The organism is Vibrio aphrogenes (assembly GCF_002157735.2).
Classification (GTDB): Bacteria; Pseudomonadota; Gammaproteobacteria; order Enterobacterales; family Vibrionaceae; genus Vibrio; species Vibrio aphrogenes.
Map to the genome: position 1 here is coordinate 372,859 of NZ_AP018690.1, position 25,924 is coordinate 398,782.

Below are 25,924 nucleotides of genomic sequence, written 5' to 3' on the forward strand. Positions count from 1 at the left end.
AATAATTGTGAAGAAGATTAAATTTATCGTTGATGTTTATTAAACCATGACAACAAACCGTAATCGGTTCTTTTATGTTTGGATAGTTTCAGTACAATGAGGAAAGCATTTTTATTTTGAAGTTGGCTATGAAAAATACAGAATTGAATCTTATCCCGATCTTTGTTGCCATTTATGAAGAGCAAAGCTTATCGAAAGCGGCGAAGAGATTATCTATTAGTCAACCCGCGGTCAGTAAAGCATTAAAGCGATTACGTGAAGTCTATGAAGATCCGTTATTTAATCGTTCTATTAGTGGTGTGGAACCAACCACCTTTGCAATGGATATTTATCCTGCTTTTGAAGCCGCCTTGGCAAATTTTAATAGCACTTTATCTTCTTCACGTAACTTTGACCCTAAAACATCGAATAAAACCTTTTCTATCGCTTGCTTATCCGTCCTTGGATTTAATTGGTTAAGTGATTTAATTGAACTTATCCAGCAAACCGCGCCGTTTATTTCTTTAGAAGTCCACCCTTTATTTACCCAAGATTATGAAACCGATTTGAGATTACAACGCTATGATTTGATTATAGGCATTGCTCCGCATTCTCGTTCGATGTTGAAACATGAATTATTGGTAAAAGAGCAGGGGTGCGTAGTGTATAGTGACACTCACCCAAGATTAAATCATCAACATTTAGATAAAGAGGCGTTTTTTAATGAAGAGCATATTGCGATTTCTCGTTGGCAGGTGCGTAGAAGTTTGTTGAATAACGATCATATACATAATATTGATGAACGTAGAATTATCCACCGAGTGCCTGGCGCACCTGAAATGCTTTCTGTCATAGAGAAAACGGAGTGTATTGGACTTTTGCCTCAGTCGACGGTCGATTATTTTAAATCTTTATATAAAGTAAAAATTGCCCCATTGCCATTTGATAACGTTGATTTTGGGTTTTGCATTATATGGCACCCGAGTCGAACCAACGATACGGCTCATCAATGGTTACGAAAACAATTAAAGATTGCGGTGGAGCGTCGTAAAACAGAATAACTCATCGGATTGAGTACTCTTAGCCAATACTCTAAATGGATTTTACATGATAAAAACAGTACACCCTTGGTTCATCATGATATTTTTGGGCTTTTTATTGGTTACGAGTAGCCAGTTTTTTACGGCTAACAGCGGCTTTTTTTTGGCGAGCGCCCATGCCTCAACACCTGATGAACAATGCTCCAGTTGTCATCAACAGCAAGTGGCTGATTGGCAGCAATCGGATCATTTTCATGCGATGGAAGTCGCGACAGTGGAAACCAGTCTAGGAAAGTTTGATGGTTCGAGTATCGATTATTTAGGACATCAAGCTAAGTTCAGCACGGACAGTGAACACAGGTTGTGGGTGGACTTCATTGATGAATCTGGCCAACATCATCATCTCAATATCCTCTATACCTTTGGTTATCAACCTTTACAACAATATCTTTTTGATGCTGGCAATGGCCGTTGGCAATTCATTCCTTTTGCGTGGGACTCTCGTGCTCAACAAGATGGTGGACAACGTTGGTTTGTTGTCCATCCTGATCAAGCGCCAAACGATACGTTTCACTGGACGCAACCGGGGCAAAATTGGAACCAAATGTGTGCCGATTGCCATGTTACGGATTACCAAAAGAATTACGATGATAAAACTAAGCGTTATCAGCCTCAATATTCAGCATTAAATGTTAGCTGTAATGCCTGTCATGGAGATGAGTCAAAACATATCCAGTGGGCAAAAGGTGATCATAGCATTGCCAATAAAGGCTATGACGTGAATATTAAACAGCAAACGCCAGTTTTTCATAAAAATAAAGATGGCAAGATGGAGCCAGTTCAACCTTTGGTGGCTTCTAAGCAAATTGAAACTTGTGCGACTTGCCATGCTCGACGTTCACAATTAGCGGATCGACATTCCCCTCAAGATATCGTCAATGCCTTCATGCCATCCCTATTAAGTGCTGATATTTATTACCCTGATGGTCAAATCTCAGATGAAGTGTATGTATGGGGCTCATTTATGCAAAGTAAAATGCATGAACAGGGGGTAACTTGTACCAATTGTCATAATCCACATTCTGGAAAGCTGAAATTACAAGGAAATCAAACCTGTACGCAATGTCATACGGCGAGTGATTATGATAGTGATGCCCATCATAAACATGGCAATTTTACTCAAGGCAATCAATGTGTCGACTGTCATATGCCGGCAAAAACCTATATGCAAGTCGATCCAAGACGAGATCATAGTTTTAAAGTACCAAGACCAGATTTAACCTTGTCAACCGGTTCACCGAATGCTTGTAATGCTTGTCATCAAGATAATGATGCAGCATGGAGTCTTGAGCAATTGAAAAAGTGGTATCCACAGAGCGCATACATAAACGCACCTCATTACGCAACTATTTTCCATCAAGCCGATCATGGTGCATTATCCACCAGTGCGGAGTTATCCAAAATAGCTCAAGATAATCAGTATCCAGATATTGTCAGAGCATCGGCTCTAGAACGTATGGCTACGTTGCCCGATAACAATGCCATGGTAGCAATCACTCGTGCAATTAAAGAGACGGAGCCATTAAAACGCTTAGGAGCGATTGCCGCAGCACAGAACTTTCCAATCATGCAAAAATGGCAGATGTTAAGCCCGTTATTGCAAGATAACAATCTGTCAGTAAGAACCGAAGCCGCCCGCACATTGGCCCCCGTCATTCCTGATCTTGCCGCTTCTGCTAAACTAACACCCCAAGAACGTTCTCAATTAAATGAAGTGCTTAATGAATATAAGAAGGTACAACAATATCAATCTGATCGAGGGTTTGCTCATGTCGCTTTGGGGAATTTAGCTATTAACTTAAATCGCTTAGATGAAGCCGAGCAGCATTTTAAAAAGTCGATTGAGATTGAGCCAATATTCATTCCTGCTTATGTCAATTTAGCGGATGTTTATCGCCAAAAAAGGCAAGAACAAAAAGCGCAAGATATTTTAGTTCAAGCCCTGAACATTGCACCAGAAAATGCGTCAATATATTATGCGCAAGCAATGAGTTACGTTCGTAACAAACAAAAACCGTTAGCTATTCCTACATTAGAAAAAGCCATTCAATTGGCACCTGATAATGTCGATTACCGTTATACCTATTCGTTATTGTTAAAAGATCAAGGGCAAAAGGAAAAAGCGTTAAAAGTATTACGAGAGGCGTATGCCATTAATCAAGACCGTCCTGATTTAGCCTATGCAATTACACAAAATTATCTTGAAACAAACAATTATCCATTGGCATTATATTATGCAAAAGAATTACAAAGGTTATTACCTAATAACCCTCAAATAAGTCAGCTTATTAATCAAATTGAAGACGCCGTACCATAACCGCTTTATTAATATGGTTACCAGATTTTTAAAATGTTCTTTGGTCATTTTATGAGTTTTTGGTGTTTTTAAAGCGAAATATCTCTTTAAAAGTGGAAAAATTTCAATTAATAAAAAATACTTATTTTTGTATTATTCACATATTAAATTCGAATAGGATGAATTTGGTTTTAATGTTTTATTAATATGTATAACATGGAGTGAAAATGGATAATCAAAAAGTTAAAATGAATGGAATTAATCGACGTCAATTTATTCAGGCAACAGCTGGAGTGGCGATAACGGCCGGATTAGGGTTGGCTCCTTTATCTGCCAATGCTTCAAACCACTCGTGGTCAAAAGGTCAATCAAAAAATTCTGATGAGAAATTTTGGAATAAGATTAAAAAAGAATTTGTATTGGATAAGCGTACCACTTATATGAATACCGGTACAACGGGGTCGATGCCTCAGTCTGTGTTAGAACAATACGAAAAAAATAATGAAACAGTCGCCAAATACCCTTGGGATATGGATGAGCGGTTTGGATCATGGCCTTATGTTTCTCAGATGGTAGAAACGATAGCGCCTGGTATTGGTGCCTACTCTTCTGAAATTGTGTTAAGTCGTAATACGACAGATGGAATGTGTACCATATTAAATGGCCTGCAATTTGAAGAGGGGGATGTGATCTTAACGACTCATCATGAGCATGTCGCAGCAACCTCTCCGTTGAATGTCGTAAAACAACGTTATGGAGTTGAAGTTGTTGAAGTTCAGTTACCGGTTTATACCGGAAGCGAATCAGTTACGGAAGAGGATTACCTTGATGCCTTTAGAGCTGCTTTAAATCAATACAGCCAGGTGCGGTTAATCACATTTTCTCATATTACTTATAAAACCGGCACTCGACTCCCTGCAAAAAAAATCTGTCAGTTGGCGAAGCAATATGCTATCCCAACTTTAATTGATGGTGCTCATTCACTGGGCATGTTAGCGCTCGATTTGCATGATATTGATTGTGATTTTTATGCGGCATCTGGTCATAAATGGCAGTGTGGAGCCGGGGCTACTGGGATTTTATATGTCAGAGATAATGCGCAGCGATTAAGTGAATATTGGTCTGATCGTGTTAATCCATTTTGGCCGATTAATTCCTCTTTATCTGAAGTCACGGCTTATGGATTGCAGACCCAGTTACAATATGTAGGGAACGATAATTATCCTGCTAAGCAAGCGTTGACGGATAGTTGTGCATTATGGGATGAGATTGGTCGTGAGTATATTGAGCAACGCATTTTAAATTTATCATCTCTATGTAAGCAATTGTTAAAAGAAGCGCTACCAGATGCGTACATTTTCTCACCAGATGAAACGGAATTAAGTAGTGGCATTACTTCTTTTAATCCATTTGAATTGACGGATAATGAGCGTTTAATTGAATTTAGAGATCGTTTACGTAATGAATATGGCTATACCATTAGGACAACAGACTTTAAACTGTACAAAGATGATACAGAAGATAGCCATGCACTCAGAATATCAACCCATATCTACAATGATCAAGATGATGTGGTTGGTCTAGTTAAATCAATAAAAGAGTTATACTTAGAGATGGTATAAGTAGTATGGGGCTATTTTATAGCCCCTAAGCTCATTAATCGCGGATAGGAAATAGATGTATCATAGACGCAAGTTATCCAAGTTATTTTTAATACTTATATTTAGTATAAGTCCTTTTTCTTTTGCTCAAGATCTCGATGAAATTAAACGATCAGGCGTATTAAGACATATAGGTGTACCTTATGCTAATTTTATTGCCTATATTCATGGTAATGACTACCAATCTGTCTCAGGTTTAGATGTTGATCTTGTAAAAGGTTTTGCCCAATGGCTTGGGGTTAGATACCAATATGTTCCTGCAACTTGGAATAATGCGATTGGTAAATTAACCGGTAAAGATATTCAATATTTCAATAATCAATTTCATATTGGAGATAAAGTTGATATTGAAGGTGATATTATAGCGAATGGAATGACAATTTTAGATTGGCGTTCTCAATTAATTGATTTTTCAGACGATTATTTTCCTTCAGCAGTTTGGTTGGTGTCCGTTACTAATTCGACTTTAAGGCCGATAAAACCTTCCGGTTCATTACAAGATGATATCCAAACTGTTAGAAATTTAATCAAGGGTAGGGATGTATTAGCGCTAGAGTATTCTTGTTTAGACCCGAATCTTTACAATTTATATGAAACTGAGGCGAATGTTGTTTTACCGTCAGAAGAGCGTAACTTGAATGAAATGGTTCCTGCGATTTTAAATAACGATGCAGAAAGCACCTTGCTTGATGTGCCTGACACCTTAATTGCATTAGAAAAATGGCCTGGGAAAATCAAAGTGATTGGGCCTGTTTCAGAGGAGCAAACGATGGCTGCTGCATTTCGTAAAGATTCTCCTAAACTTAGAGCCGCATTTAATGAGTATCTGCAAATCATAAAAAAAGATGGGCGTTACCAGAAGTTGGTTGAAAAATACTATCCCTCGGTATTTGATTTTTACCAAGATTATTTTAATGGAATTCTTTCCACATCATGAATGAAAAAAGGCTCTCTAGCCAAAAGTTATTAATTATAGGTGCGGTGATCCTTGGGTGTTACTTAGCCCTGATTCTTACCGTGGCAAGCTTGGGACAAACGCGTCTAAAGGAATCTCAGCAAAGAGAAATTCAGCTAAAAATTGAAAGTTACGCTACCGATTTAGATAATTTTTTTACTAGCACTCAAGAACAAATTGATTACCTTGCAAAGGGTAAGTCAATGCAAACCTTTTTTGCTAATTTGGCGGCAGGGATGTCATATAAATATGGTTTAGGGGCCAGCTTAAATACGTTAACTCGTGATTTATCGAACATAGTGCTTAATGCAAAGGTCAATGAACAACCTATTTATTCCAACTTTATACTGACCGATTATGCTGGTAAGGTGATCACCGCCACGGAAAAGCACCATCCACAAATGATGGATGTGTCTGAATATCGAAGTATTTCAATGGGTAAAAGCAAATTTTATCCAGTGAAAAGTCGTCGTGGTGTGTACTTAAAATTAGTGCGCCCAATACAATATGAGTACAACACGGTGGGCTTTCTTCTGGTTGATGTGAATAACTCGGTTATTATTGAATTAGCGACATCAAAAGAATACTCCGATACCTATAGTCGCATGATTTTACAAACGGATTTAGGTGATCTTTTTATTTGGGATTCATTCTCGGATAACCTCGGTTATATTCGTAATTATTTAGATAACAGCCTTAGTTTTGAGATTCCAATTGCAAAAACTAACTTTAAGCTAAAAACGTGGGTACAATCTTTGGAAGCCAAAGATGTATTTACCTCTCGCTGGTTTGTGGTTGCGTTGGCGTTTTTATCCGTGCCTGTTATTGCGGGTTTGTATTATATCTTCAAAATCAACAGTACTAATTTAGTTTTAAGAACCACGATTGCAGAAAATAATAAGAAAAAATTAGTATTAGAAGAGAAAAATAATCAGCTGCTTATTGAAATCGATAAACGACGAGAGTTAGAAAGGTTATTGGCCTATCAAGCCACCCATGATGCATTGACTGGCTTAGTCAATCGAAAAGTGGGGAATGAGCTCTTAGAATCAGAATTAATGAATGCCAAAGCCCATGGCTCACAGCTGATGATTATGTTTATCGACCTCGATAGTTTCAAGCAAATCAACGATACATTAGGGCATTTGGCTGGTGATAAGGTTTTACGTGAAAGTACCAAAAGAATTTTGTCCTTGATTGATGAGGCTGACATTCTTTCACGGTTTGGTGGTGACGAATTTTTATTGATAAAGCCGAACTTAATCTCAATGGAATGGGCTCGTGAGTTTGCGAAAAAGATATTAGATGTGTTTTCTTTGCCTTTTTCGTGGGGTAATAAAGAATTTTTTATCTCTATTAGTATCGGCATTTCTATTTACCCAGATGATGCTGAAAATAGCCATCAATTGCTCGCTAACGCTGATACAGCAATGTATAAAGTAAAGGAAAGTGGGCGGAATGCTTTTCATTTTTATAGTGCCAAGATGAATATTGATCTTGAGCGTTCACTTGCCTTAGATAGCCGTTTGAGACAAGCATTAACCGCAGAGCGATTGCAACTTTATTATCAACCGATTATAGATTTGAAGACTCAAAAGATCGTTGGTGCTGAAGCCTTAATGCGTTGGCATGATGAGCAATTTGGTTTTGTTGCCCCTGATGAGTTTATTCCCCTTGCGGAAAAAAATGGCTTAATTCATCAATTAGGTGAGTTTGCTCTGAATTCAGCATGCCTTCAAGCGGCGCAATGGCAGTCGATTTCACCGATTCATATATCAATTAACGTTTCGAGCGTACAATTTCGATATCATGACAAGCTTTTTGAGTTAATCAATAGTGCGTTGGCGCAATCTGGATTACCTCCAGAAAAGCTGGATATTGAAATTACTGAAAGCTTATTGTTTGATCATGACGATGGCGTGCTAGCAATGTTAGAAAAATTACGCTCAATGGGCACATTGTTAACCATTGATGATTTTGGAACGGGTTATTCCGCTTTAAGTTATTTACAAAAATTTCCATTTGATCGATTAAAAATCGATAGGACTTTTACTTGCAATCTTGGTCGTGAAAAATCAGATAGAGAGCTAGTCAGTGCGATTATTGCGATGGCGAAGGCTCTACATTTACACGTTGTGGCAGAAGGCATTGAAACACAGGAACAGTTCGAGTTTTTAGCTGAGCGTGATTGTGAATATGGCCAAGGCTATTTGTTTATGCGTCCTATACCGGTAGACGAATTTACTCAACTGCTTTTAGCTGACCAACAGCATGATAATGGTCATCATGGCGTATAAACAGCAACGAGATAGCTCTAATCTACCCTTAAGATTAAATAGAAACTTGAAGATAAATAGAAATTTGAAAATAAATAGAAATTTGAGGTTAGATAGAAAGTAGAACCATTGAAGAGTGATGTGTTTGGTCGTGTAATTAGTATCGTGGATTTATAACGTTAATAAGGCGAGCAAAACAAGATGTTAAAAATAAGCCCAACCTGAATAGAGACATAGCGAGTGTGTATTTCAGTGTTAGGCTTATAGTTTTAAAGGAAAGAGAAAATTATAGTTTTGCTAAAATCATCTCTTCTAGTTTTCCTTGGTCAACCGCAAAAGCACGGATACCTTCTGCCAGCTTTTCAACGGCCATTGGATCTTGATTATGTTCCCACAGGAATTCTGCGTGAGTCATTTTCGCAGGCGGTGTGACTTTTTCTTGAGTAGGGACTAATTTTGCTTCTACTTTGCCTTCGCTGTCAGCAAGCTCTTGTAAAAGCTGTGGGCTGATAGTTAAGCGGTCACAACCTGCAAGCTCTAAAATTTCACCGGTATTACGGAAGCTTGCGCCCATAACCACGGTGTTATAGCCATGTTGTTTGTAGTAGTTATAAATACTGGTCACTGATTTCACACCAGGGTCTTCACTGGCACTAAACTCACGGCCTTCTTTTGCTTTATACCAGTCCATGATACGGCCAACGAATGGTGAAATAAGGTAGACACCTGCTTCAGCACACGCTCTTGCTTGTGCAAAGGAGAATAACAACGTTAGGTTACAGTTAATGCCTTCTTTTTCTAGAATTTCAGCAGCACGAATCCCTTCCCATGTTGAAGCCAGTTTGATCAGAATACGATCATTAGAAACACCCGCTTCATTGTACATTTTGATTAATTGACGAGCCTTTTTAACGCTGCCTTCGGTGTCATAAGATAATCGAGCATCGACTTCAGTGGAAATGCGTCCTGGGACAACGTTTAAAATCTCTTTACCAATCGTGACGGCTAACATGTCGCAAGTATCTTGAACTTGTTGCTCTGGTTGATTGCTTTGGGTTTTGGCGTAAGCGATCGATTGCTCAATAAGAGCAGAATAAGCGGGAATTTGAGCAGCTTTTAAAATTAACGACGGGTTAGTGGTGGCATCTTGTGGTTGATATTTAGCAATGGCATCAATGTCACCTGTATCGGCAACAACGGTAGTCAGCGAGCGAAGTTGTTCTAATTTACTACTCATGTATAACCCTATTTAATAATGAAAGGTAAATGATATTTTGAAAAGCACTCAAGCTTAATTGTAATGGAATGGCAAGCGTTGCCATTTATGGCTTGAGCGTTTATTCATCTTCGAAATATAACCGAGCTAAGTCAACTTACACTGCTTAAAAAGACGTTTGGATCTCACTTTTTTTTTGCTAAACGATTGCGTAATCGTTAAAGAACTTCTTACGTTGGAGCAATATTTCTTTGAAGTGCATTCATAAAATGTATTTTTCCTACAATCCCCCCTCTAAATTTAGATTATTTTAGTGTGGTCATGTACTTTAAAAGGAATGAGCAATGAAGAGAAAAACGATATCACTATTGATTGCCTCTTATTTGGCGGTTGGTGTCAGTCATTTTTCAATTGCCAGTGAGACTCCAGTCAGTGAGACCTCAGTCGTGGCTGGCTATTTTGCAGACTGGCAATATGAAAACAAAGCACACCCGTATACCGTAAAAGATATTCCGGCAGATAAACTGACTCACATTATTTACGCCTTTTTAAGTATGTGCGGGCCCCATACTGGTGCTGGAGAGTCTGTCATCGCACAAGTGAATGAGCAATGTAAAGATAAAGAGCCTTTCACAGCCATTGTGGTGGACAAGAAATCGGCGTTAGAAGTCGATTTTGGAGCGGTTAAAGTCCCGGTTGAATACAAAGGTCACTTTGCGCAGTTAGCTCAACTCAAATCGGAACACCCTCATTTGACTATATTGCCTTCTTTTGGTGGCTGGACCATGTCGGAACCCTTCCATGCAATGGCCCAAAGTAAACAAGCCATGGATCATTTTGCGAAAACTGCCGTTGAGTTAATCGCAAAATATGATTTTTTTGATGGTATTGATCTTGATTGGGAGTACCCCGGTGGTGGCGGGCTGACAACGTCTCCTTGGAATGAGGAAACTAAATTAACCGATAAACAGAAAGCCGATGAAAAAGAAGCTTTTACTTATTTAATTAAGGCGATTCGCCAAGAGTTGAACTCCTTGACTCAACAAACCCAACGTCAATACGAGTTATCATCGGCAGTTGGGGTAGGGCCCAAAGCGGCGCAAATTGATTGGCAAGCGGTATCACCTTATATGACAAATATGTTTGCAATGACCTATGACTTCCTCGGTGGTTGGGGCCAACAGACGGGCCATTTAACCAATTTACATGCCACTGATCGCAGTTGGTGGGGAATGGGCGCCGATGTTTTCTTAAACCAAATGATGGAATTAGGTATTCCTGCCAATAAATTAGTGATGGGCGCAGCATTTTATGGTCGAGGTTGGGAGGGGACACAAAAATTTGACGGCAAGCTTCCTAGTTCGGATTTAATATCGGAGAAAGGGGCAACCTTTGGAACCGCTGAGCCAGGTTACTTTATGTATTGGGATCTCATGAAAAATTACACTAAGCAACAAGGCTATCAACAAGGTTATGATCAGGCATCCGAAGCGCCATTTTTATGGAACCCTGAAAAGAAAGTGTATATCTCTTATGACAATGCACGCTCAATAAAAGCAAAAGCGCAATGGGTGAAACAACATGGATTAGCGGGTATTTTTGCTTGGGAGTTAACAGGAGATACGGATGATAATGCCTTAGTCAACGCCATGTATGAAGGCATGAAACAATAACTCTTGATGTATGAAATAATAGATATTCAGGTATAAAATAATAGTTATTGAGGCTTAAACAAGAATGCGCATCTGGTTGCTCAAGATGCGCATTACATACAAATAATCTAGTGTAAGATTTATTCTACGGCATTGATCGCGCTTGGTTCTTGTTGGCGCTGAATGTAATCTCGCTGCAACATATACATACGAATCGCATTACGATATTGACCATTCATGAAAAACTCTTCAATGAGTAACCCTTCACGTTTAAAACCGTAACTTTCATATAAATACACTGCTTTTTCATTTTCATCAGATACTTGCAGATATAATTTATTCACATTCAATATTTTGAAAGCGTAATTCACGGCCAGATCGATCATTTCTCGTGCATAACCACGCCCCTGGAAATAAGGGGCGATGATAATTTGAAACTCTGCGGTACGGTGAATGTAGTTAATTTCGACTAATTCGACTAACCCTACATGCTCACGATCGCTATTTTCAGCAATAAAACGACGTTCATTTAAGTCATGTATATGTTTAACGTACAGGCTTTCGAGTTCCATAAAGGATTCATATGGCTCTTCAAACCAATAGGACATAACACTACGATTATTGTTGAGGCTATGAATGAATCGAAGGTCATCTTTTTCTAAAGCTCGGATACGAATATTTTCAGACATAATTAACTCTTATCATACTAAATAACAATCAGTTAAATTGAGTATAAGAGATTTGACTTGCTTTGAAGAATGAAAAAAATCGCCTTTAACGATAAGAGTTATTGTTTGAGTTGAAGGCAAAGTGCCAAAATGAATGAACAAAATGGCACTTTAATAACAAATGGTGCTTTAATAACAAATAGCATTTTAATAACTGCGGTGATTCTTGAACGCAGATGTCGCCATTTGTATGGGGAGTAGTTCGAAGGCTCACCCTACAACATCTTATAAAAATAAATGGTACCATCCAATTGACCGCTTGCACTTAAAGCAAAGTCGGGGATTTGCCCCACTTCAGTGAAGTCCATTTTTCGATATAAGTCGGCGGCTAAATCTCCTACACGAGTGTCGAGCACTAACAGATGTTTTTGTGCTACACGGGCCTCTTCCTCTAAATGATTGAGTAACGCTTTGCTGATCCCTTTACCGCGGTGGCGAGTGTGTACCATTAATTTTTCAACTTCAGCTCGATGTTGTGCATTGGGTTTATTCGTGAAAGCCAATTGCACGCAACCGACGAGTTGTTCCTCGATAAACGCGCCAATTAAAGTCCGTGAACAAGGAGTGGATTGGAGATCTTTTTCAACGCTTAACCAATAGTCTTGAGCAGTTTGCGTATCGACTGGTGGTAAAAAGCCCACTGAGGCGCCACTCGTTACGCAATCTTGTAAGAGCTCAACGAGGACGGCCATGTGGTTATTAAGGTTTGATAATACTTTGGTGTGCATCGCGATATCCTTATTTACAATCACAGTATTTATTATTGTATTTGCTGTTCCAGTTGTTGAAGCATTTGATCTAAGCGTTCAAATATATTTTCGCCATCAATACCCAAACCGTTATGTTCATATTCATTGGTCATCCAAGCTTGGCTGTTGGGTATCATGGCCAGTGTTCGACGAGAATAATCAAATTCGACATACATATCTTCCACATAAGTGGCGCAGGCGAGCGGGACTTGGTTATGGCTTAAGGCCTCTAAATCATACAAGGCTGGCCAATCTGGTTTTTGCGCCAGTTTTTCGGCAGCAGATTGTAGTGGTTTAAGACAGGCCATTTGTTCAAACATCCATGGGTAAACCATCTCTCCTGTAAAATAAAACTCTTGCCCTGATTGATAATTGAATTCGGGATAGTGTTGGCGAACTCGTTGGGCCGACCACGCTGATTGCGTTTGTTGTTGTTCATTTTTAGCAAACGGTTGACAATAGATGGATTCATGCAGCAAGGCATAAATAGGATTGGTTTGATAACTCTGTTCATTGAGCATCGCCTGTAAAAATGCGTAACTTAATGTGGGCTGTCCAGCCACCTCGACAAATGCACTTTCTAATAAATAGTACATCGGCAAGGCGGCATGCCCTCGACCTAGGTTGATACCAATGGTTTGAAATTGTTCAACGGTAAAATGTTGACCATTAGGTAGAGTCACATGATGATTCAGTAAGTGATCTGCAATGCGTTGGCATAACATTTGGGCTTGTGGGAACTGCTGAAAGAAGCGTTGGTTTTTTTGTTTTACTCGTTGATAGGTGGCTTGATAGACCTGATCTGCATGACCACAAAGATCTGGAATGCCTCCGGTAATATAGGATTTTAATAGGCTTTGTGGGTAAAAGGATAAATAAGTCAGTGAACAAAACCCACCAAAACTTTGACCAATAATTGCCCATTTTTCGACGTTAAAATGGCGACGAATCCATTCGGCATCTTTAACTATGCTATCAGCACGAAAATGTTGCAGATATTGATATTGTTCGTCCGCACTCATATTCGCTAATGTTTGATGAGTGATAGGAGTACTGAAGCCGGTTCCGCGTTGATCAAGTAATAAGACGCGGTATTGCAGTAATGCCGCTTTTAACCAGCCTGATTGTGCATCGGCTCTTGGGGAAGGAAAGCCGGGGCCACCTTGAAAGTATACGAGCCAAGGTAGATTGGCATGTTGTTTATCAAGACGTACCACTTCTCGAGCATAAATCGATATAGCCTTGCCTTGTGGGTCGTTATGATCCAAAGGAATATCAAATTGATGAGGTTGATAGCTTACCCCTTGGTCAATAAAGGGGGTCAATAACTCAGGTAAGATTGGCACAATCAGCTCCTTGGCAATGGTCTTATATTGGCGATACGAGCTTATCATTAGAGTTTCCAGAAATTTTGTAAAGTAAATTAATACAGATAAGTAAATAATTGGCTATCGAGTCTAGAATTGTATAAATTTGCTTTATCCTTTTGTTTTTCTTGAGTGAGTTACCATGTCATCTCTTCGATTATTGTATTCAACGTCAACGAACCCTTTATTTAACTTAGCAGTAGAAGACACTATTTTTCGTTCTATGAGTGCAGAACAGAAAGTGCTGTTTTTGTGGCGTAATGACAATACGGTGGTTATCGGTCGTGCGCAAAACCCATGGAAAGAGTGTAATACGCAGCGTATGGAACAAGATGGGATCACCTTGGCACGTCGACAAAGTGGTGGTGGTGCGGTGTTTCATGATTTAGGAAACAGTAACTTTACCTTTATGGCGGGTAAGCCGGGATACGATAAATCTGTATCAACGCAAATTGTACTTGATGCATTAACTCAACTTGGTATTAAAGGAAAAGCGACAGGTCGTAATGATCTCGTGGTCGATACCGATGAAGGCGAGCGTAAGTTTTCTGGCTCAGCCTATCGAGAAGCAATGGATCGTGGTTTTCATCATGGGACGATCTTATTAAATGCGGATATGACGCGTTTGGCCGATTATTTAAATCCTGATCCGAAAAAACTGCAAGCCAAAGGCATTACTTCTGTCAGATCTCGAGTGATTAATTTGAATGATATCGACTCAAGCATTACTCATGAAGTGCTATGCGATGCCATTCAGAATGCTTTTTTTGCTTATTATGGTGAACAAGTGGAAGCTGAGTTTATCTCCGAACAGGCGATGCCGGATTTACCAAACTTTGAAGCCACTTATCACAAACAGAAGGATTGGCATTGGAACTTTGGCAATACACCGGAATTTAGCCATCAAGTTGATGAGCGCTTTGTTTGGGGTGGGGTAGAGCTGCATTTCAATATAAAGAAAGCGCATATTGAAGAAGTGCAAGTGTTTACGGATAGTCTTGATCCTGCGCCGTTGGAGGATTTGCAACAAGCGTTATCGGGAAAAGTTTACAATGCTCAAGGGATTAAAGAAGCTTTACAAGAAGTTAAAAACAAACATGTCGATAAACATGAAGAACTTCAACAAGTTGAAGCTTGGCTTTTGCAACAACTGGCTTAATTTTTGACGAAAAATAGTTTTTAGGTGGCTGATTCATAAAGATTTTTGCCACCTATGTCACCTTTTTTTAATTTATTTTTAATATTCTTCACGAAATAGGTGTACATCTGAATTAAACCCTGTAATATCTACCTCGCTCTGTTGATAAGAGTGATTAATGCAACAATTTAGTAAAAGTAGAATCCTCAAATACAGTTATGTTTTTGTTCTTAGATTTTCCCTTCGCTTAATAAAACATTAAATCGTTCAACGCAGCACCCGTCGCATATCGCGGCATTATTAATGAACTGCATTTATTGCACACAAGATAAGGGACATAATATGTCTAAAACAACTGGTATCGTTAAATGGTTTAACGAAGAAAAAGGTTTCGGCTTCATTACTCAAGACAACGGTGGTGCTGATGTATTCGTACATTTCCGTGCAATCGCTTCTGAAGGTTTCAAAACTTTGAAAGAAGGCCAAAAAGTTTCTTTCGAAGTAGAACAAGGCCAAAAAGGTCTTCAAGCTGCGAACGTTGTTCCTGCTTAATAATTCATTTTTAGTTTTCTGAGATCAAAATCAGAGCTAGAAATCAGCAAGCGTTGACTTAAGTTGACGCTTGTTTTGTATCAACGTAAGCAAATAGGTTGCTTGCGTAATAAGAAAGCATAAGTAACTCATTTATAAAACTTCACCGATGATGAAGTGTGAAAAATTAACCACCTGACCCTCCTGCGTTAGCATTCAAGTCCTGTTGTAATTCTGTTCACCGTATTTTTCGATATAGATCTCTCTCTGTGAGATATTGATCTCGGTTTGTTTGACCGCAAACTCGAACTTAACGCCAAGATAAATAGGTTATTAACTGCTTATATAAATCTGTCACATTTATACTCTATATTGAGTAAGTGGATAGACACGAAAATAAGAAGGATAACTATGACTCGTTCAAATGGTCGTAAGCGTTTTTGGTTCCAACACAAACGCAACCAATCTCAAGTAAAAAAATAGTTTTATATCAAGTACTTTAGAAAGTGCTTGAGCAAAGACCCTATAGCTTAAACAGTAAAGCGCGATAAAGTTTAGTTAACATCATCACGAACTTAAAGCGTAAGTCTGTTAAGCAATGAAAAAGCGGCATCGCCTCTAGTTGGCTTTTTGCCGATAAATATGATGAGCACACCTAATTCTATGGTGTGCTTTTTAGTTTCTGACGTTCCGATATTCTGCCGCCGTAGCAGAGTCTATTCGCTTCATTTTTGAACCGTTATTTGTCATTTATGGTTATCTCATTAGTGTGTTCGGTATAACCCCTTAAATTGTTTTTGTATTTTAGATAGTTAAGTGAATGAAACGAATCGCATAAAGCTGAAAATACAGAAAATATCCTTTTTTGCATCAATTAATGATTGAAGTTCTGTTTTTGTAAGGATAACTTAACGGTAAGGAAGCTAATTTTCATAAGTTTTGCGCATTCTCTCATTAGATTTTTTCAAGGAGAATGACTCAAGATGGACATAAGATAAGGATAATGTCGTTATGCAACAAGTCGATGATGTAAGAATTAAGCAAGTTAAAGAACTTCTCCCCCCTGTGGCTGTTTTAGAGAAATTTCCCGCAACAGAAACCTCGATCAACACGACATTTGAGTCCCGCCAAAGTATTCACAATATCTTGCAAGGTCAGGATGATCGCTTATTAGTGGTGATCGGTCCTTGTTCTATTCACGATACACAAGCGGCAATTCAGTACGGTAAGCGTTTGAAAGTCTTACGTGATGAGCTTAAAGACAACCTAGAAGTGGTGATGCGAGTTTATTTTGAAAAACCGCGTACTACAGTCGGTTGGAAAGGCTTAATTAATGACCCTTATTTAAATGATAGCTATCAAATTAATGATGGTGTACGTATGGGGCGTAAATTATTGCTGGACTTGACTGATTTAGGCATGCCGACAGCCAGTGAGTTCCTAGATATGATCACCCCTCAATACGTTGGTGATTTGATTTCTTGGGGGGCTATTGGGGCGCGTACTACCGAATCGCAAGTACATCGCGAACTTGCCTCTGGCTTATCTTGTCCGGTTGGATTTAAAAATGGTACGGATGGAAATATTAAAATTGCTACCGATGCTTGTCGTTCAGCAGGGGCATCTCACCACTTCTTATCGGTGACGAAATATGGTCATTCTGCCATTGTGGAAACCGCAGGTAATCCAGATTGTCATATTATTTTGCGTGGTGGCAAGGAGCCAAACTACAGTGCAGAACATGTTGCAGCGGTAAAAGCTGAGCTGGCAGGCCAAGGGTTACGTCAAAAAGTGATGATTGATTTTAGCCATGCGAATAGTTCGAAGCAGTTTCAACGTCAAATGGTCGTGGCAGACGATGTTGCTCAACAACTGATTTCTGGTGAAGATGCCATTTTTGGTGTCATGATTGAAAGTCACTTAAATGAAGGTCGCCAAGATTTAGTGGATGGCAAAGCCGCCAATTATGGGCAAAGTATTACTGATGCGTGTATCGGCTGGGAAGATACGGAAAAGGTGCTACGTCAATTGGCTGATGCTGTGGCTGTGCGTCGCTCAACTAAGTAACCTCAATTGTGGTTAAGTATCCATAATTAACTTTAGCAGCGATAACTCGCCACGAGTTCTTTATTTTTCGCTTACTAATCTTAGTACGAGTGGTATTAAAATGCCTAACTGACAAATATCGGTTAGGCATTTTTATTGGAATTAAAAGAAGGCTTTTTGTTGTTGATTAGTTAAAAAAGTCCAAGCGACGAAGCGGCTTAATTTTTGCCCTTGCGCCATTCCGATAACCCTAATATTAGTTGCACCTAATTTCTTTAATTGCTGCTGTAATAACGGTACGTTTTCTTTTTTAGAAACCAGGCTAGTAAACCAACAAACTTGTTGGCTGAAATCTTTACTTTCGATTGCCATTTGTTTTAAGAAGGCAATTTCCCCTCCTTGATAGCATAATTCGTTCGCCGTACCAGCAAAGTTTAATACGGGTTGCTCGCGTTTGTTAAGTGGTGCGGCCTTTCCACGAGTTAAGTTATTTACTTTACGTAAGCTACCTTCACGGGCTTTTTCAAGAGACTCATGAAAGGGTGGGTTGCAAACCGTTGCGGTGAAGCGGTCATTAGCTTTAATGACGCCATGGAAAATACGTTCACAATGCGTTTGCTGGCGTACTTTGATTTTTCCATTTAACTTTTTATTGGCTTGGATAAGCAGTTGCGCAGTTTTAACTGAAATCGGGTCAATATCAGACGCCACAAAATTCCAATCATACAGAGTAGAGCCTAAGATCGGATAAATACAATTCGCCCCTGTCCCTATGTCTAACACGGTGTGTTTATGATTGGCTGAGCCAGTTTTAATCTCATCCGTTTCATCGACTTCCAATTGCTCAACTTTGGTTTTGGTCATGCTCATCAAGTCAGCTAGATAGTGAATATAGTCAGCGCGACCAGGGATCGGTGGGCACAAATAACCCGCGGGGATTTGCCAAAACTCCAGGCCGTAATAAGCTTTTAATAAGGCTTCATTTAAGGTTAAGACTGCTTGAGGATCACTAAAATTAATGGATTTTTCGCCGCGTGGCGTCATGATAACGTACTGTGATAAGGCTGGTGCAGCACTTTCTAACTTAGCAAAATCATAGCGGCCATGATGTAAATTGCGAGGGTGTAATCCCGTCGGTTTGGCGGTGGTTTTGCTCCCCGCTTGACGATGCGGATGGCGCTTATTCTGCGGCTTTTGAGTAGATTGGCGTTTAGCTTGAGGTATCGATTTTTTACCAGTCGAGCGAGAAGAGGTGGATGGTTTGCGTTTTGGCCCAACAGGCATAGATAGCTCCGAAAATTATCAATCGTAAAAACCGGAGGATAATAACGTATTTAAACGATTTTATATACCGAGTTACGTTCGACTAAGCTGGGTTCTAGTTGAATAATTCGTTGTGGAGCTTGCGGTTGAGCTAAGCGGCTGAGTAAAGTATCGACGGCAACGTTGCCTAATTGATGTTTAGGCTGGTGGATAGTCGTCAGAGACGGAGCCATATACTTGGTCAAATGAATATCATCATAACCGATCACCGACAACTCTTTGGGAATGCTCACCCCATCTTCAATGGCGGCATTAATTAACCCCATAGCCATCATATCGTTACACACAAACAGCGCTGAAGGCAGGCTCTTAGTGGCTTTGAGTTGATGATAAGCCTCATAGCCACCATCACATTCAAAATTACTTTCGACAATCCAATCAGGGTTTAAGATTAAGTTGGAATCTTGCAGCGCTTGTTTAAAGCCGTTAAAACGAGAGATGGCTTGATGGCGGTGAAGTGGGCCAGTTACACAGCCTAGTGTGGTATGACCATGTTTGATTAGGTATTGGGTGGCGAGGTAACCACCTTTATAAGAGTTATCCTGAATTTTATCACTGGCATACGTCATTGGGCCCCAATCCATAACGACAACCGGGACATTTGGATATCGTTCAAAGATCTCAATCTCCTGTCCTTCAAGGGTCGAGCACATCAACATTAACCCATCCACTCGCTTTTGTAGCAAGGTATCAATCGATGCTTTCATACGTTCGCTGTCGCCTTCGGTATTACATAAAATCAGGTTGTAGCCTTTTTCATAGCAACGCCGTTCGACCCCTTTTAATACTTCCCCAAAGAAAGGATTAGTTGAGGTAGTCACGAGCATGCCCAAGGTTTTGGTGCATTTCATTTTTAAGCTACGGGCGAGAGCAGAAGGGGAGTAATTGAGATCTTTAGCGGCTTGTTTTACCCGCTTTTCAATATCTTCACTGACAAAGCGGGTTTTGTTTAACACATGGCTCACGGTAGAGGTGGATACTTGAGCTAGCCGCGCAATATCTTTCATTGTTGCCATGTGTTCATTCTCCCTAAAATACCAATCGTACTTCTTATCTGGTTATCCTTGCTTGTTACAGCTTGATTCTTATGCAATTTCTGACCATCTAATTGGTGAGATTGGTATAACGACTTATTGATCCTGAAGAAAACTATCGACTTCTTGTCGAGTTGGAATAGAAGTTTGAGCGCCAAAACGGGTCACTGAAATTGCGGCGGCTGCATGCGCAAACCGGATCGCTTCTTGAGTGCTCATGCCGTCTAATAACCCGGTTACAAACGCACCATTAAAGGTATCGCCTGCGGCCGTGGTATCAGTCGCTTTGACTCTGAACCCTGGGATGATTTGACCTTGGCCTTGCTCACTTAACCAAACACCTTTTGAACCTAGGGTGATCATGACAATGGCGATCCCTTTAGCATGTAAGGCGGCAGCCGCTTGTTGTGCCGTTGCATCATCCACCACTTCAATCCCGGTGAGAATTTCAGCTTCGGTTTCATTTGGAGTAATGATATCCACTTGGCTTAATAATGATTCTGGGAGGGCTTTTGCTGGCGCAGGATTCAAAATAACTTGAACCGGGTTATGGCTATCTTGTTTAGCCAGTTTCACCGCCGTTTCAATGCCTTCTAATGGGGTCTCAAGTTGCAACAATAAATATTGTGACTGTTGAATCGCTTGTGCATGAGTTTCCACTAATGGGGTGGTTAAGGCATTATTCGCTTCAGGTGCAAGGCAAATGCTATTTTCACCGGCGTCCGACACTTGAATCATCGCGATGCCAGTTGGAGTATTCGGCGTAATGCTGATGAAATCGGTGTTGATGCCATCAGCTTTAAAAGCGTCGATGATGTTAAGACCAAAAGCATCATCGCCCACACTGGCGACAAAACCAATGTCAGCACCTAAACGAGCAGCGGCAACCGCTTGGTTCGCCCCTTTACCGCCCGCGATTACTTGATAATTTCTTCCCATTAAAGTTTCCCCTGGACGCGGGAAAAAGGGAACTTGAAGAACATGGTCCGCATTAACACTGCCTAAAACCATCAGTTTGTTCATTGGTAAATCCTTCGTTGATGAGCGCAGAAAATTGCGATGTGTTTATAAAATGACATTATTGCTATATAAATAAACAATAAGTTAAAGGTTGATTTATATAGCGATAATACATCAAAAGAAGTGGTGAGAGTCAGATTCTCTCACCACATTCAGGGTTATTTTGTAATGACTTTTAATGGAACTGGGATATTTTTTTCAACTGCTTGCCCTTTAAGCAATTTATCGGCAGTTTCTACCCCTAATTCACCAATAAGCGAAGGTTGTTGAGCAATCGTTGCACCTAACATGCCACGTTTTACTGCGGCAATCCCATCATCGGTGCCATCAAAACCAACAATTAAGATATCTTTACCTGACGCTTGCACCGCACGTAATGCGCCCAAGGCCATTTCATCGTTTTGGGCAAAGACGGCTTGCACATCACTATTGGCTGCAAGGAGGTTTTCCATTACGTTTAAGCCTTTAGTGCGGTCAAAATCAGCAGGTTGGCTAGCAAGAAGATCAAGCTGAGAACCTTTCACTGCTTGCATGAAACCGGCACCACGTTCGCGAGCGGCAGAGGTTCCGGCAATGCCTTCGAGTTGGATGACTTTAGCGTTTTCACCTACTTTTTCAATGATGTATTTGCCGGCCATTTCGCCGCCTGCCACGTTATCTGAGGCAATATGGCTAACTACTTCACCACGGCTAGCACCGCGGTCGAGTGTTAAGACTGGCAATTTGGCACGGTTAGCAATACGAATGGCATTGGATACGGCATCAGAGTCGGTAGGGTTGATCAATAATGCTTTAACACCACGAACTGAGATATCTTCAACATTCGATAGCTCTTTACTTGGATCGTTTTGCGAATCCAACACAATCAAGTCATAGCCAAGCTCTTTTGCTTTTGCTTCCGCACCATCTTTCATACTCACGAAGAATGGGTTATTCAAAGTGGATACGACGATCGCGAGCGTATCTTGAGCTTGTGCGGCAACCGAAATTGTACTGCTTAATACGGCAGCGGACAGCAAAGTAGCGAGTTTTTTCATTTTCATGTTGTTATTCCTTTAATGTAGGGCGAGTCTATCAAGTAGCTCTTGTTGGTTTTGTTTATCGCAATAAGATTATTTGTTTTTGTTATCAACCATAACGGCTAATAAAATTACCACTGCTTTAGCAATCATTTGGTAGTAAGAAGATACATCCAATAGGTTTAAGGCGTTATTTAAGAAGCCGATGATAAGCGCACCAATTAAGGTTCCCATAATGCGGCCACGACCACCCATCAAACTGGTTCCACCTACGACCACGGCGGCAATCGCATCAAGCTCATATCCCATACCTGCAGTTGGCTGAGCAGACGATAGGCGAGAGGTTACAATGATGCCGGCAAGCGCAGATAGTAGACCACAAATGGCATACACCCCTATTTTAACGCGGTCGACATTAATACCTGATAGACGTGTCGCAGATTCGTTACCACCTAGAGCATAAATATAGCGACCAAAGCGAGTATGGTTGAGTAAGTACCACACGGTGGCAAACACGATAACCATGATCCACACTGGAACTGGAATGCCTAGAGTGTAACCGGTACCAAACCAAGCAAAGCTATCAGCAATGTCGGTAAAGCCAGTTGAGATAGGGCGGCCATCGGTATACACCATAGTGACACCGCGTAACAAGGTCATGGTGACCAAAGTAGCGATGAAGGCTTGCACTTTACCCTTGGCAATAATCAGTCCACTAATTCCCCCTAAAACCGCACCAGCGAATAAGGCGGTTGGAACGGCAATGATTACCGGCACTTCTAAAGCGATTAAGCTGGCCGCAAACGCGCCACATAATGCCAATACCGAGCCTACGCTCAAGTCGATACCTGCGGTTAAAATTACTAAGGTCATACCCACCGCAATAATGGCGCTAACTGAGGTTTGGCGCAAAATATTGAGAATGTTATCAACCGTAAAGAAGTTCGGGTTTAAAAATGACACAACAACGATCAAGAAAATCAACGCAATTAATGACTTTTGCTCGATCAACCATTCTTTACTGATCAATGGTTTCTTTGGTTTTTCTGGTGCATTTGATGGGTTAATGGTTTTGCTCATGCTACGTCCTTACTTACTTTTTTACCGACTGCACAAGCCAGTAATAATTCTTGATTTGCGTCGTTTGCGTTAAATTCGCCACTGATGTGACCTTCATGCATTACTAAAATGCGGTCGCTCATGCCGAGTACTTCAGGCATTTCGGATGACACTAAAATGATGCTCATCCCTTCTGCTTTAAATTTATTAATTAGTTGGTAGATTTCTTTTTTAGCACCGACATCCACCCCTCGAGTTGGCTCATCTAAAATCAACACATTAGGTCGAGTCATTAAGCCTTTAGCGATAGCCACTTTTTGTTGATTCCCGCCAGATAAGTTGCCAATGATTTGATGACGTGTCGGGGTTTTGATATTGAATAAGTCAATAAAATCATCCACAGCCATCACTTCTCGATTGTGTTGAATTTGCATGCCTTTACTAAAATGTTGCAATGCCGATAGCGTCATGTTGTCTTTGACGGACAATCCAAGCACCAGCCCATCGCCTTTACGGTCTTCTGAGATATAAGCAATACCGCATGCCAAACCTTCTTGAGGTGATTTGGGTGCAATGGCTTTGCCTTCTAGTAAAATAGAGCCTGAATGAGACGGTAGAGCACCATAAATCATTTTCATTAATTCGGTGCGTCCTGCCCCCATCAGGCCTGAAATGCCCAGAATTTCGCCGCGCTTAAGTTCAAAGCTGACATTATCGATGCCTTTACCACTTAAGTTATTGACGGATAGACGCGTCTCACCAGCTGGGGTAGTAATTCGAGGATATTGTTCTTCGAGTTTTCGTCCCACCATCATTTCAATTAGGGCATCTTCGTTGGTACTTGCGACGGTGCATTCACCAATGAATTTGCCATCTCGTAATACGGTGATGTCATCACAGATCTCAAAGATTTCTTTTAAGCGGTGAGAAATGTACACAATGCCACAACCTTGGTCGCGTAACTCATTGATGACTTTAAACAGAAATTCTGTTTCGGTATCAGTTAAGGCATCGGTAGGTTCATCCATAATGATGACTTTAGATTCAAAAGATAATGCCTTCGCGATTTCGACCATTTGCTGTTCGCCGAGGCTTAACTCACCTAATGGCGTTTTAGGATCTCTTTTTACGTTGAGTCGAGCCAGCAGCTTTGCGGCTTTCTCATGCATTTGATTCCATAAAATACGGCCAAAGGCATTGGTGATTTCACGACCTAAGAAGATATTTTCAGCAATGCTGATTTCAGGGATCAAGTTCAATTCTTGGTGAATGATGCTGATCCCAGCATGCTGAGATTCTCTTGGGCCTTTAAATGTAACGGGCAGACCTTTGTAATGAATGCTGCCAGCATCTAACGAATAGATCCCCGTTAGCACTTTCATTAAGGTTGATTTTCCGGCTCCGTTTTCGCCCATCAAGGCCATAACTCGACCGGGATAAACATTCAGACTTGCTTTATCTAACGCTTTCACGCCAGGAAAAGCTTTTTCTATTTGGTTTAGCTCTAAAATGGCTGGTGACATAATCAGTGCCTCGTTTAGAAAGTAACGCCAGATTGGAAGATGACATTGGCATAAGGAGTACATTCCCCGGTACGAACCACGGCACGGCTTAATTGAGTACGAACTTTGAATTCTTCGTGGCTAACGTATTGGATTGTGATGTTTTTACCGGTGGTTTGTTTCTCAACTTCAATGCGTTGTAGTAGGGTCGCGTGATGGTCTGGACTGACTTGCTTAAACTCTTCGGCAAGCACAACCCCTTCAATTTGTGCTTCTTTTAAAAAGACATCAACAGTTTGAGCAAACGTAGGAACGCCAAGGGTTAAAGCAAGATCTATACGTGTAGTTTCGTCAGAGATAGGCAAACCTGCATCGCAAATAGTCACTTCATCGGTATGACCTAAAGTGGCGATAAGGTAAGACAATTCTGAGTGCAGCAACGGGCTTTTTTTCATAATGGATAACCTTGTTAGGATCTTTTTTTGTTTTTATTATTCGCAGCGAAACGTTTCGATGAATAATAGTCGCTTTCTTGATTTATGCATTGGCCGTATGAATGTTTTGTGAAATCGATCATCGAAACGTTTCGATGATGTGGAATTCGAGTGATCTTTATCACGGCAAACCAGTAAGCAGGGTTGTGATGGTTGAGAAGCCCCCATTGCGTTGTGTATGATTTTTGTTCATTAGCGACAGCGCGATTAAGGATTGGTCGCCGCTCATGCATCGATAAGGAACATACATGACCGTAAGTAAAACCGCTCCGCAACATCGTATTCGCGCCGCTGGCATTATCGTTAATCAGCAAGCGGTGTTGTTATTAAAAGTGCAAGACCGTTCGGGTGAGTATTGGATCCCGCCGGGTGGAGGTTTAGAAGCGAGTGATCGTCATACCAAAGATTGTGTGCAACGAGAATGTTATGAAGAAGCGGGGATTGAGGTTCAAGTCGGGGATTTGCTGTGTGTTAGAGAATTTTTAGAGACCACCAGTCATCGCTATCATGCTGAATTTTTTTATTCTATTGAGGCGCTGAAAGGGCAACCGCATCTCGATAATTTAGCTGGGCTCAACGATCAAGCCTTTATCCAAGCGGTTGAATGGGTTGCGATTGAGCGCCTTGCTACATTACGCACCTTTCCCAGTGATTTATTAGCGGTGGTGAGGCTAGCCCAAGAGAAAAAAGCCAGTGTGCACCTAGGCAGTTATGTCCAAGGGCCTTCAGAAACCCTAAATCAGTTTACTTAGTTGAGGTTATATAATCTAATGAATTGA

At 40.5% G+C, this 25,924-nt stretch carries 21 protein-coding genes; 10 read left to right on the plus strand and 11 right to left on the minus strand.

The features are described from left to right. Window positions 1-128 precede the first annotated feature (128 nt). The 5 genes from VCA1004_RS12905 to VCA1004_RS12925 all read left to right on the plus strand — a co-directional run bounded on the left by VCA1004_RS12905 (window position 129) and on the right by VCA1004_RS12925 (window position 8,288). Complete coding sequence (locus VCA1004_RS12905) at window positions 129-1,040, plus strand: LysR family transcriptional regulator (RefSeq protein ID WP_086980853.1); 912 nt, start codon at window positions 129-131, stop codon at window positions 1,038-1,040. A gap of 46 nt (window positions 1,041-1,086) precedes the next feature. Then, window positions 1,087-3,396 (plus strand): tetratricopeptide repeat protein, encoded by a 2,310-nt coding sequence (locus VCA1004_RS12910; RefSeq protein WP_232012675.1) that lies wholly within the window; start codon window positions 1,087-1,089, stop codon window positions 3,394-3,396. 206 nt (window positions 3,397-3,602) lie between these two features. After that, window positions 3,603-4,997 (plus strand): aminotransferase class V-fold PLP-dependent enzyme, encoded by a 1,395-nt coding sequence (locus tag VCA1004_RS12915; RefSeq protein ID WP_086980854.1) that lies wholly within the window; start codon window positions 3,603-3,605, stop codon window positions 4,995-4,997. 55 nt (window positions 4,998-5,052) lie between these two features. After that, window positions 5,053-5,973 carry a transporter substrate-binding domain-containing protein gene (locus tag VCA1004_RS12920; protein WP_086980855.1) on the plus strand — a complete coding sequence of 307 codons (921 nt, stop codon included), beginning with the start codon at window positions 5,053-5,055 and terminating at the stop codon, window positions 5,971-5,973. Next, window positions 5,970-8,288, plus strand: a complete 2,319-nt coding sequence (locus VCA1004_RS12925; RefSeq protein WP_086980856.1) for a bifunctional diguanylate cyclase/phosphodiesterase — start codon at window positions 5,970-5,972, stop codon at window positions 8,286-8,288. The genes VCA1004_RS12920 and VCA1004_RS12925 overlap by 4 nt, the downstream gene beginning before the upstream one ends. Before the next feature lie 265 nt (window positions 8,289-8,553). Here the strand turns inward: VCA1004_RS12925 and tal are convergent, their stop codons facing one another. Next, entirely contained in the window at window positions 8,554-9,504 is a 951-nt protein-coding gene (gene tal / locus VCA1004_RS12930) for a transaldolase (protein ID WP_086980857.1), read from the minus strand. Between the two features lie 323 nt (window positions 9,505-9,827). On the opposite strand from tal, the gene VCA1004_RS12935 reads away from it, so the two are divergent. Next, window positions 9,828-11,156 carry a glycoside hydrolase family 18 protein gene (locus tag VCA1004_RS12935; protein ID WP_086980858.1) on the plus strand — a complete coding sequence of 443 codons (1,329 nt, stop codon included), beginning with the start codon at window positions 9,828-9,830 and terminating at the stop codon, window positions 11,154-11,156. A gap of 119 nt (window positions 11,157-11,275) precedes the next feature. Here the strand turns inward: VCA1004_RS12935 and speG are convergent, their stop codons facing one another. The 3 genes from speG to VCA1004_RS12950 all read right to left on the minus strand — a co-directional run bounded on the left by speG (window position 11,276) and on the right by VCA1004_RS12950 (window position 14,006). Further along, on the minus strand, window positions 11,276-11,824 hold the full coding sequence (gene speG, locus VCA1004_RS12940) for a spermidine N1-acetyltransferase (RefSeq protein WP_086980859.1): 549 nt from the start codon (window positions 11,822-11,824) through the stop codon (window positions 11,276-11,278). 254 nt (window positions 11,825-12,078) lie between these two features. Next, entirely contained in the window at window positions 12,079-12,591 is a 513-nt protein-coding gene (locus tag VCA1004_RS12945; RefSeq protein ID WP_086980860.1) for a GNAT family N-acetyltransferase, read from the minus strand. Between the two features lie 32 nt (window positions 12,592-12,623). Continuing rightward, entirely contained in the window at window positions 12,624-14,006 is a 1,383-nt protein-coding gene (locus VCA1004_RS12950) for an alpha/beta fold hydrolase (protein ID WP_086980861.1), read from the minus strand. A gap of 115 nt (window positions 14,007-14,121) precedes the next feature. Between VCA1004_RS12950 and VCA1004_RS12955 the strand changes: the two genes are divergently transcribed. The 3 genes from VCA1004_RS12955 to aroG all read left to right on the plus strand — a co-directional run bounded on the left by VCA1004_RS12955 (window position 14,122) and on the right by aroG (window position 17,715). Beyond that, window positions 14,122-15,138 carry a lipoate--protein ligase gene (locus VCA1004_RS12955; RefSeq protein ID WP_086980862.1) on the plus strand — a complete coding sequence of 339 codons (1,017 nt, stop codon included), beginning with the start codon at window positions 14,122-14,124 and terminating at the stop codon, window positions 15,136-15,138. A gap of 321 nt (window positions 15,139-15,459) precedes the next feature. Continuing rightward, window positions 15,460-15,669, plus strand: coding sequence for a transcription antiterminator/RNA stability regulator CspE (cspE, locus tag VCA1004_RS12960; RefSeq protein WP_086980863.1), 210 nt, complete (start codon window positions 15,460-15,462; stop codon window positions 15,667-15,669). Window positions 15,670-16,659: 990 nt separating this feature from the next. Further along, window positions 16,660-17,715: a 3-deoxy-7-phosphoheptulonate synthase AroG gene (aroG, locus tag VCA1004_RS12965; protein WP_086980864.1), complete on the plus strand. Its 1,056-nt coding sequence runs from the start codon at window positions 16,660-16,662 to the stop codon at window positions 17,713-17,715. Between the two features lie 141 nt (window positions 17,716-17,856). Here aroG and rlmF read toward each other — a convergent pair whose 3' ends face one another. From rlmF to rbsD, 7 genes are all read right to left on the minus strand, one after another. Further along, the gene (rlmF, locus tag VCA1004_RS12970) at window positions 17,857-18,978 is read right to left on the minus strand and encodes a 23S rRNA (adenine(1618)-N(6))-methyltransferase RlmF (RefSeq protein ID WP_086980865.1); all 1,122 of its coding nucleotides are present in this window, start codon (window positions 18,976-18,978) and stop codon (window positions 17,857-17,859) included. A 50-nt stretch (window positions 18,979-19,028) separates the two neighbouring features. Beyond that, window positions 19,029-20,033 carry a substrate-binding domain-containing protein gene (locus VCA1004_RS12975; RefSeq protein WP_086980866.1) on the minus strand — a complete coding sequence of 335 codons (1,005 nt, stop codon included), beginning with the start codon at window positions 20,031-20,033 and terminating at the stop codon, window positions 19,029-19,031. Window positions 20,034-20,147: 114 nt separating this feature from the next. Beyond that, complete coding sequence (gene rbsK, locus VCA1004_RS12980; RefSeq protein WP_086980867.1) at window positions 20,148-21,074, minus strand: ribokinase; 927 nt, start codon at window positions 21,072-21,074, stop codon at window positions 20,148-20,150. A gap of 155 nt (window positions 21,075-21,229) precedes the next feature. Next, window positions 21,230-22,108: a ribose ABC transporter substrate-binding protein RbsB gene (rbsB, locus tag VCA1004_RS12985; protein WP_086981381.1), complete on the minus strand. Its 879-nt coding sequence runs from the start codon at window positions 22,106-22,108 to the stop codon at window positions 21,230-21,232. A gap of 75 nt (window positions 22,109-22,183) precedes the next feature. Continuing rightward, on the minus strand, window positions 22,184-23,170 hold the full coding sequence (rbsC, locus tag VCA1004_RS12990; protein ID WP_086980868.1) for a ribose ABC transporter permease: 987 nt from the start codon (window positions 23,168-23,170) through the stop codon (window positions 22,184-22,186). Further along, entirely contained in the window at window positions 23,167-24,672 is a 1,506-nt protein-coding gene (rbsA, locus tag VCA1004_RS12995; protein WP_086980869.1) for a ribose ABC transporter ATP-binding protein RbsA, read from the minus strand. The genes rbsC and rbsA overlap by 4 nt, the downstream gene beginning before the upstream one ends. 14 nt (window positions 24,673-24,686) lie before the next feature. Beyond that, window positions 24,687-25,106 (minus strand): D-ribose pyranase, encoded by a 420-nt coding sequence (gene rbsD, locus VCA1004_RS13000; RefSeq protein WP_086980870.1) that lies wholly within the window; start codon window positions 25,104-25,106, stop codon window positions 24,687-24,689. A 287-nt stretch (window positions 25,107-25,393) separates the two neighbouring features. Between rbsD and VCA1004_RS13005 the strand changes: the two genes are divergently transcribed. Next, the gene (locus tag VCA1004_RS13005) at window positions 25,394-25,897 is read left to right on the plus strand and encodes an NUDIX domain-containing protein (protein WP_086980871.1); all 504 of its coding nucleotides are present in this window, start codon (window positions 25,394-25,396) and stop codon (window positions 25,895-25,897) included. Window positions 25,898-25,924: the final 27 nt, after the last annotated feature.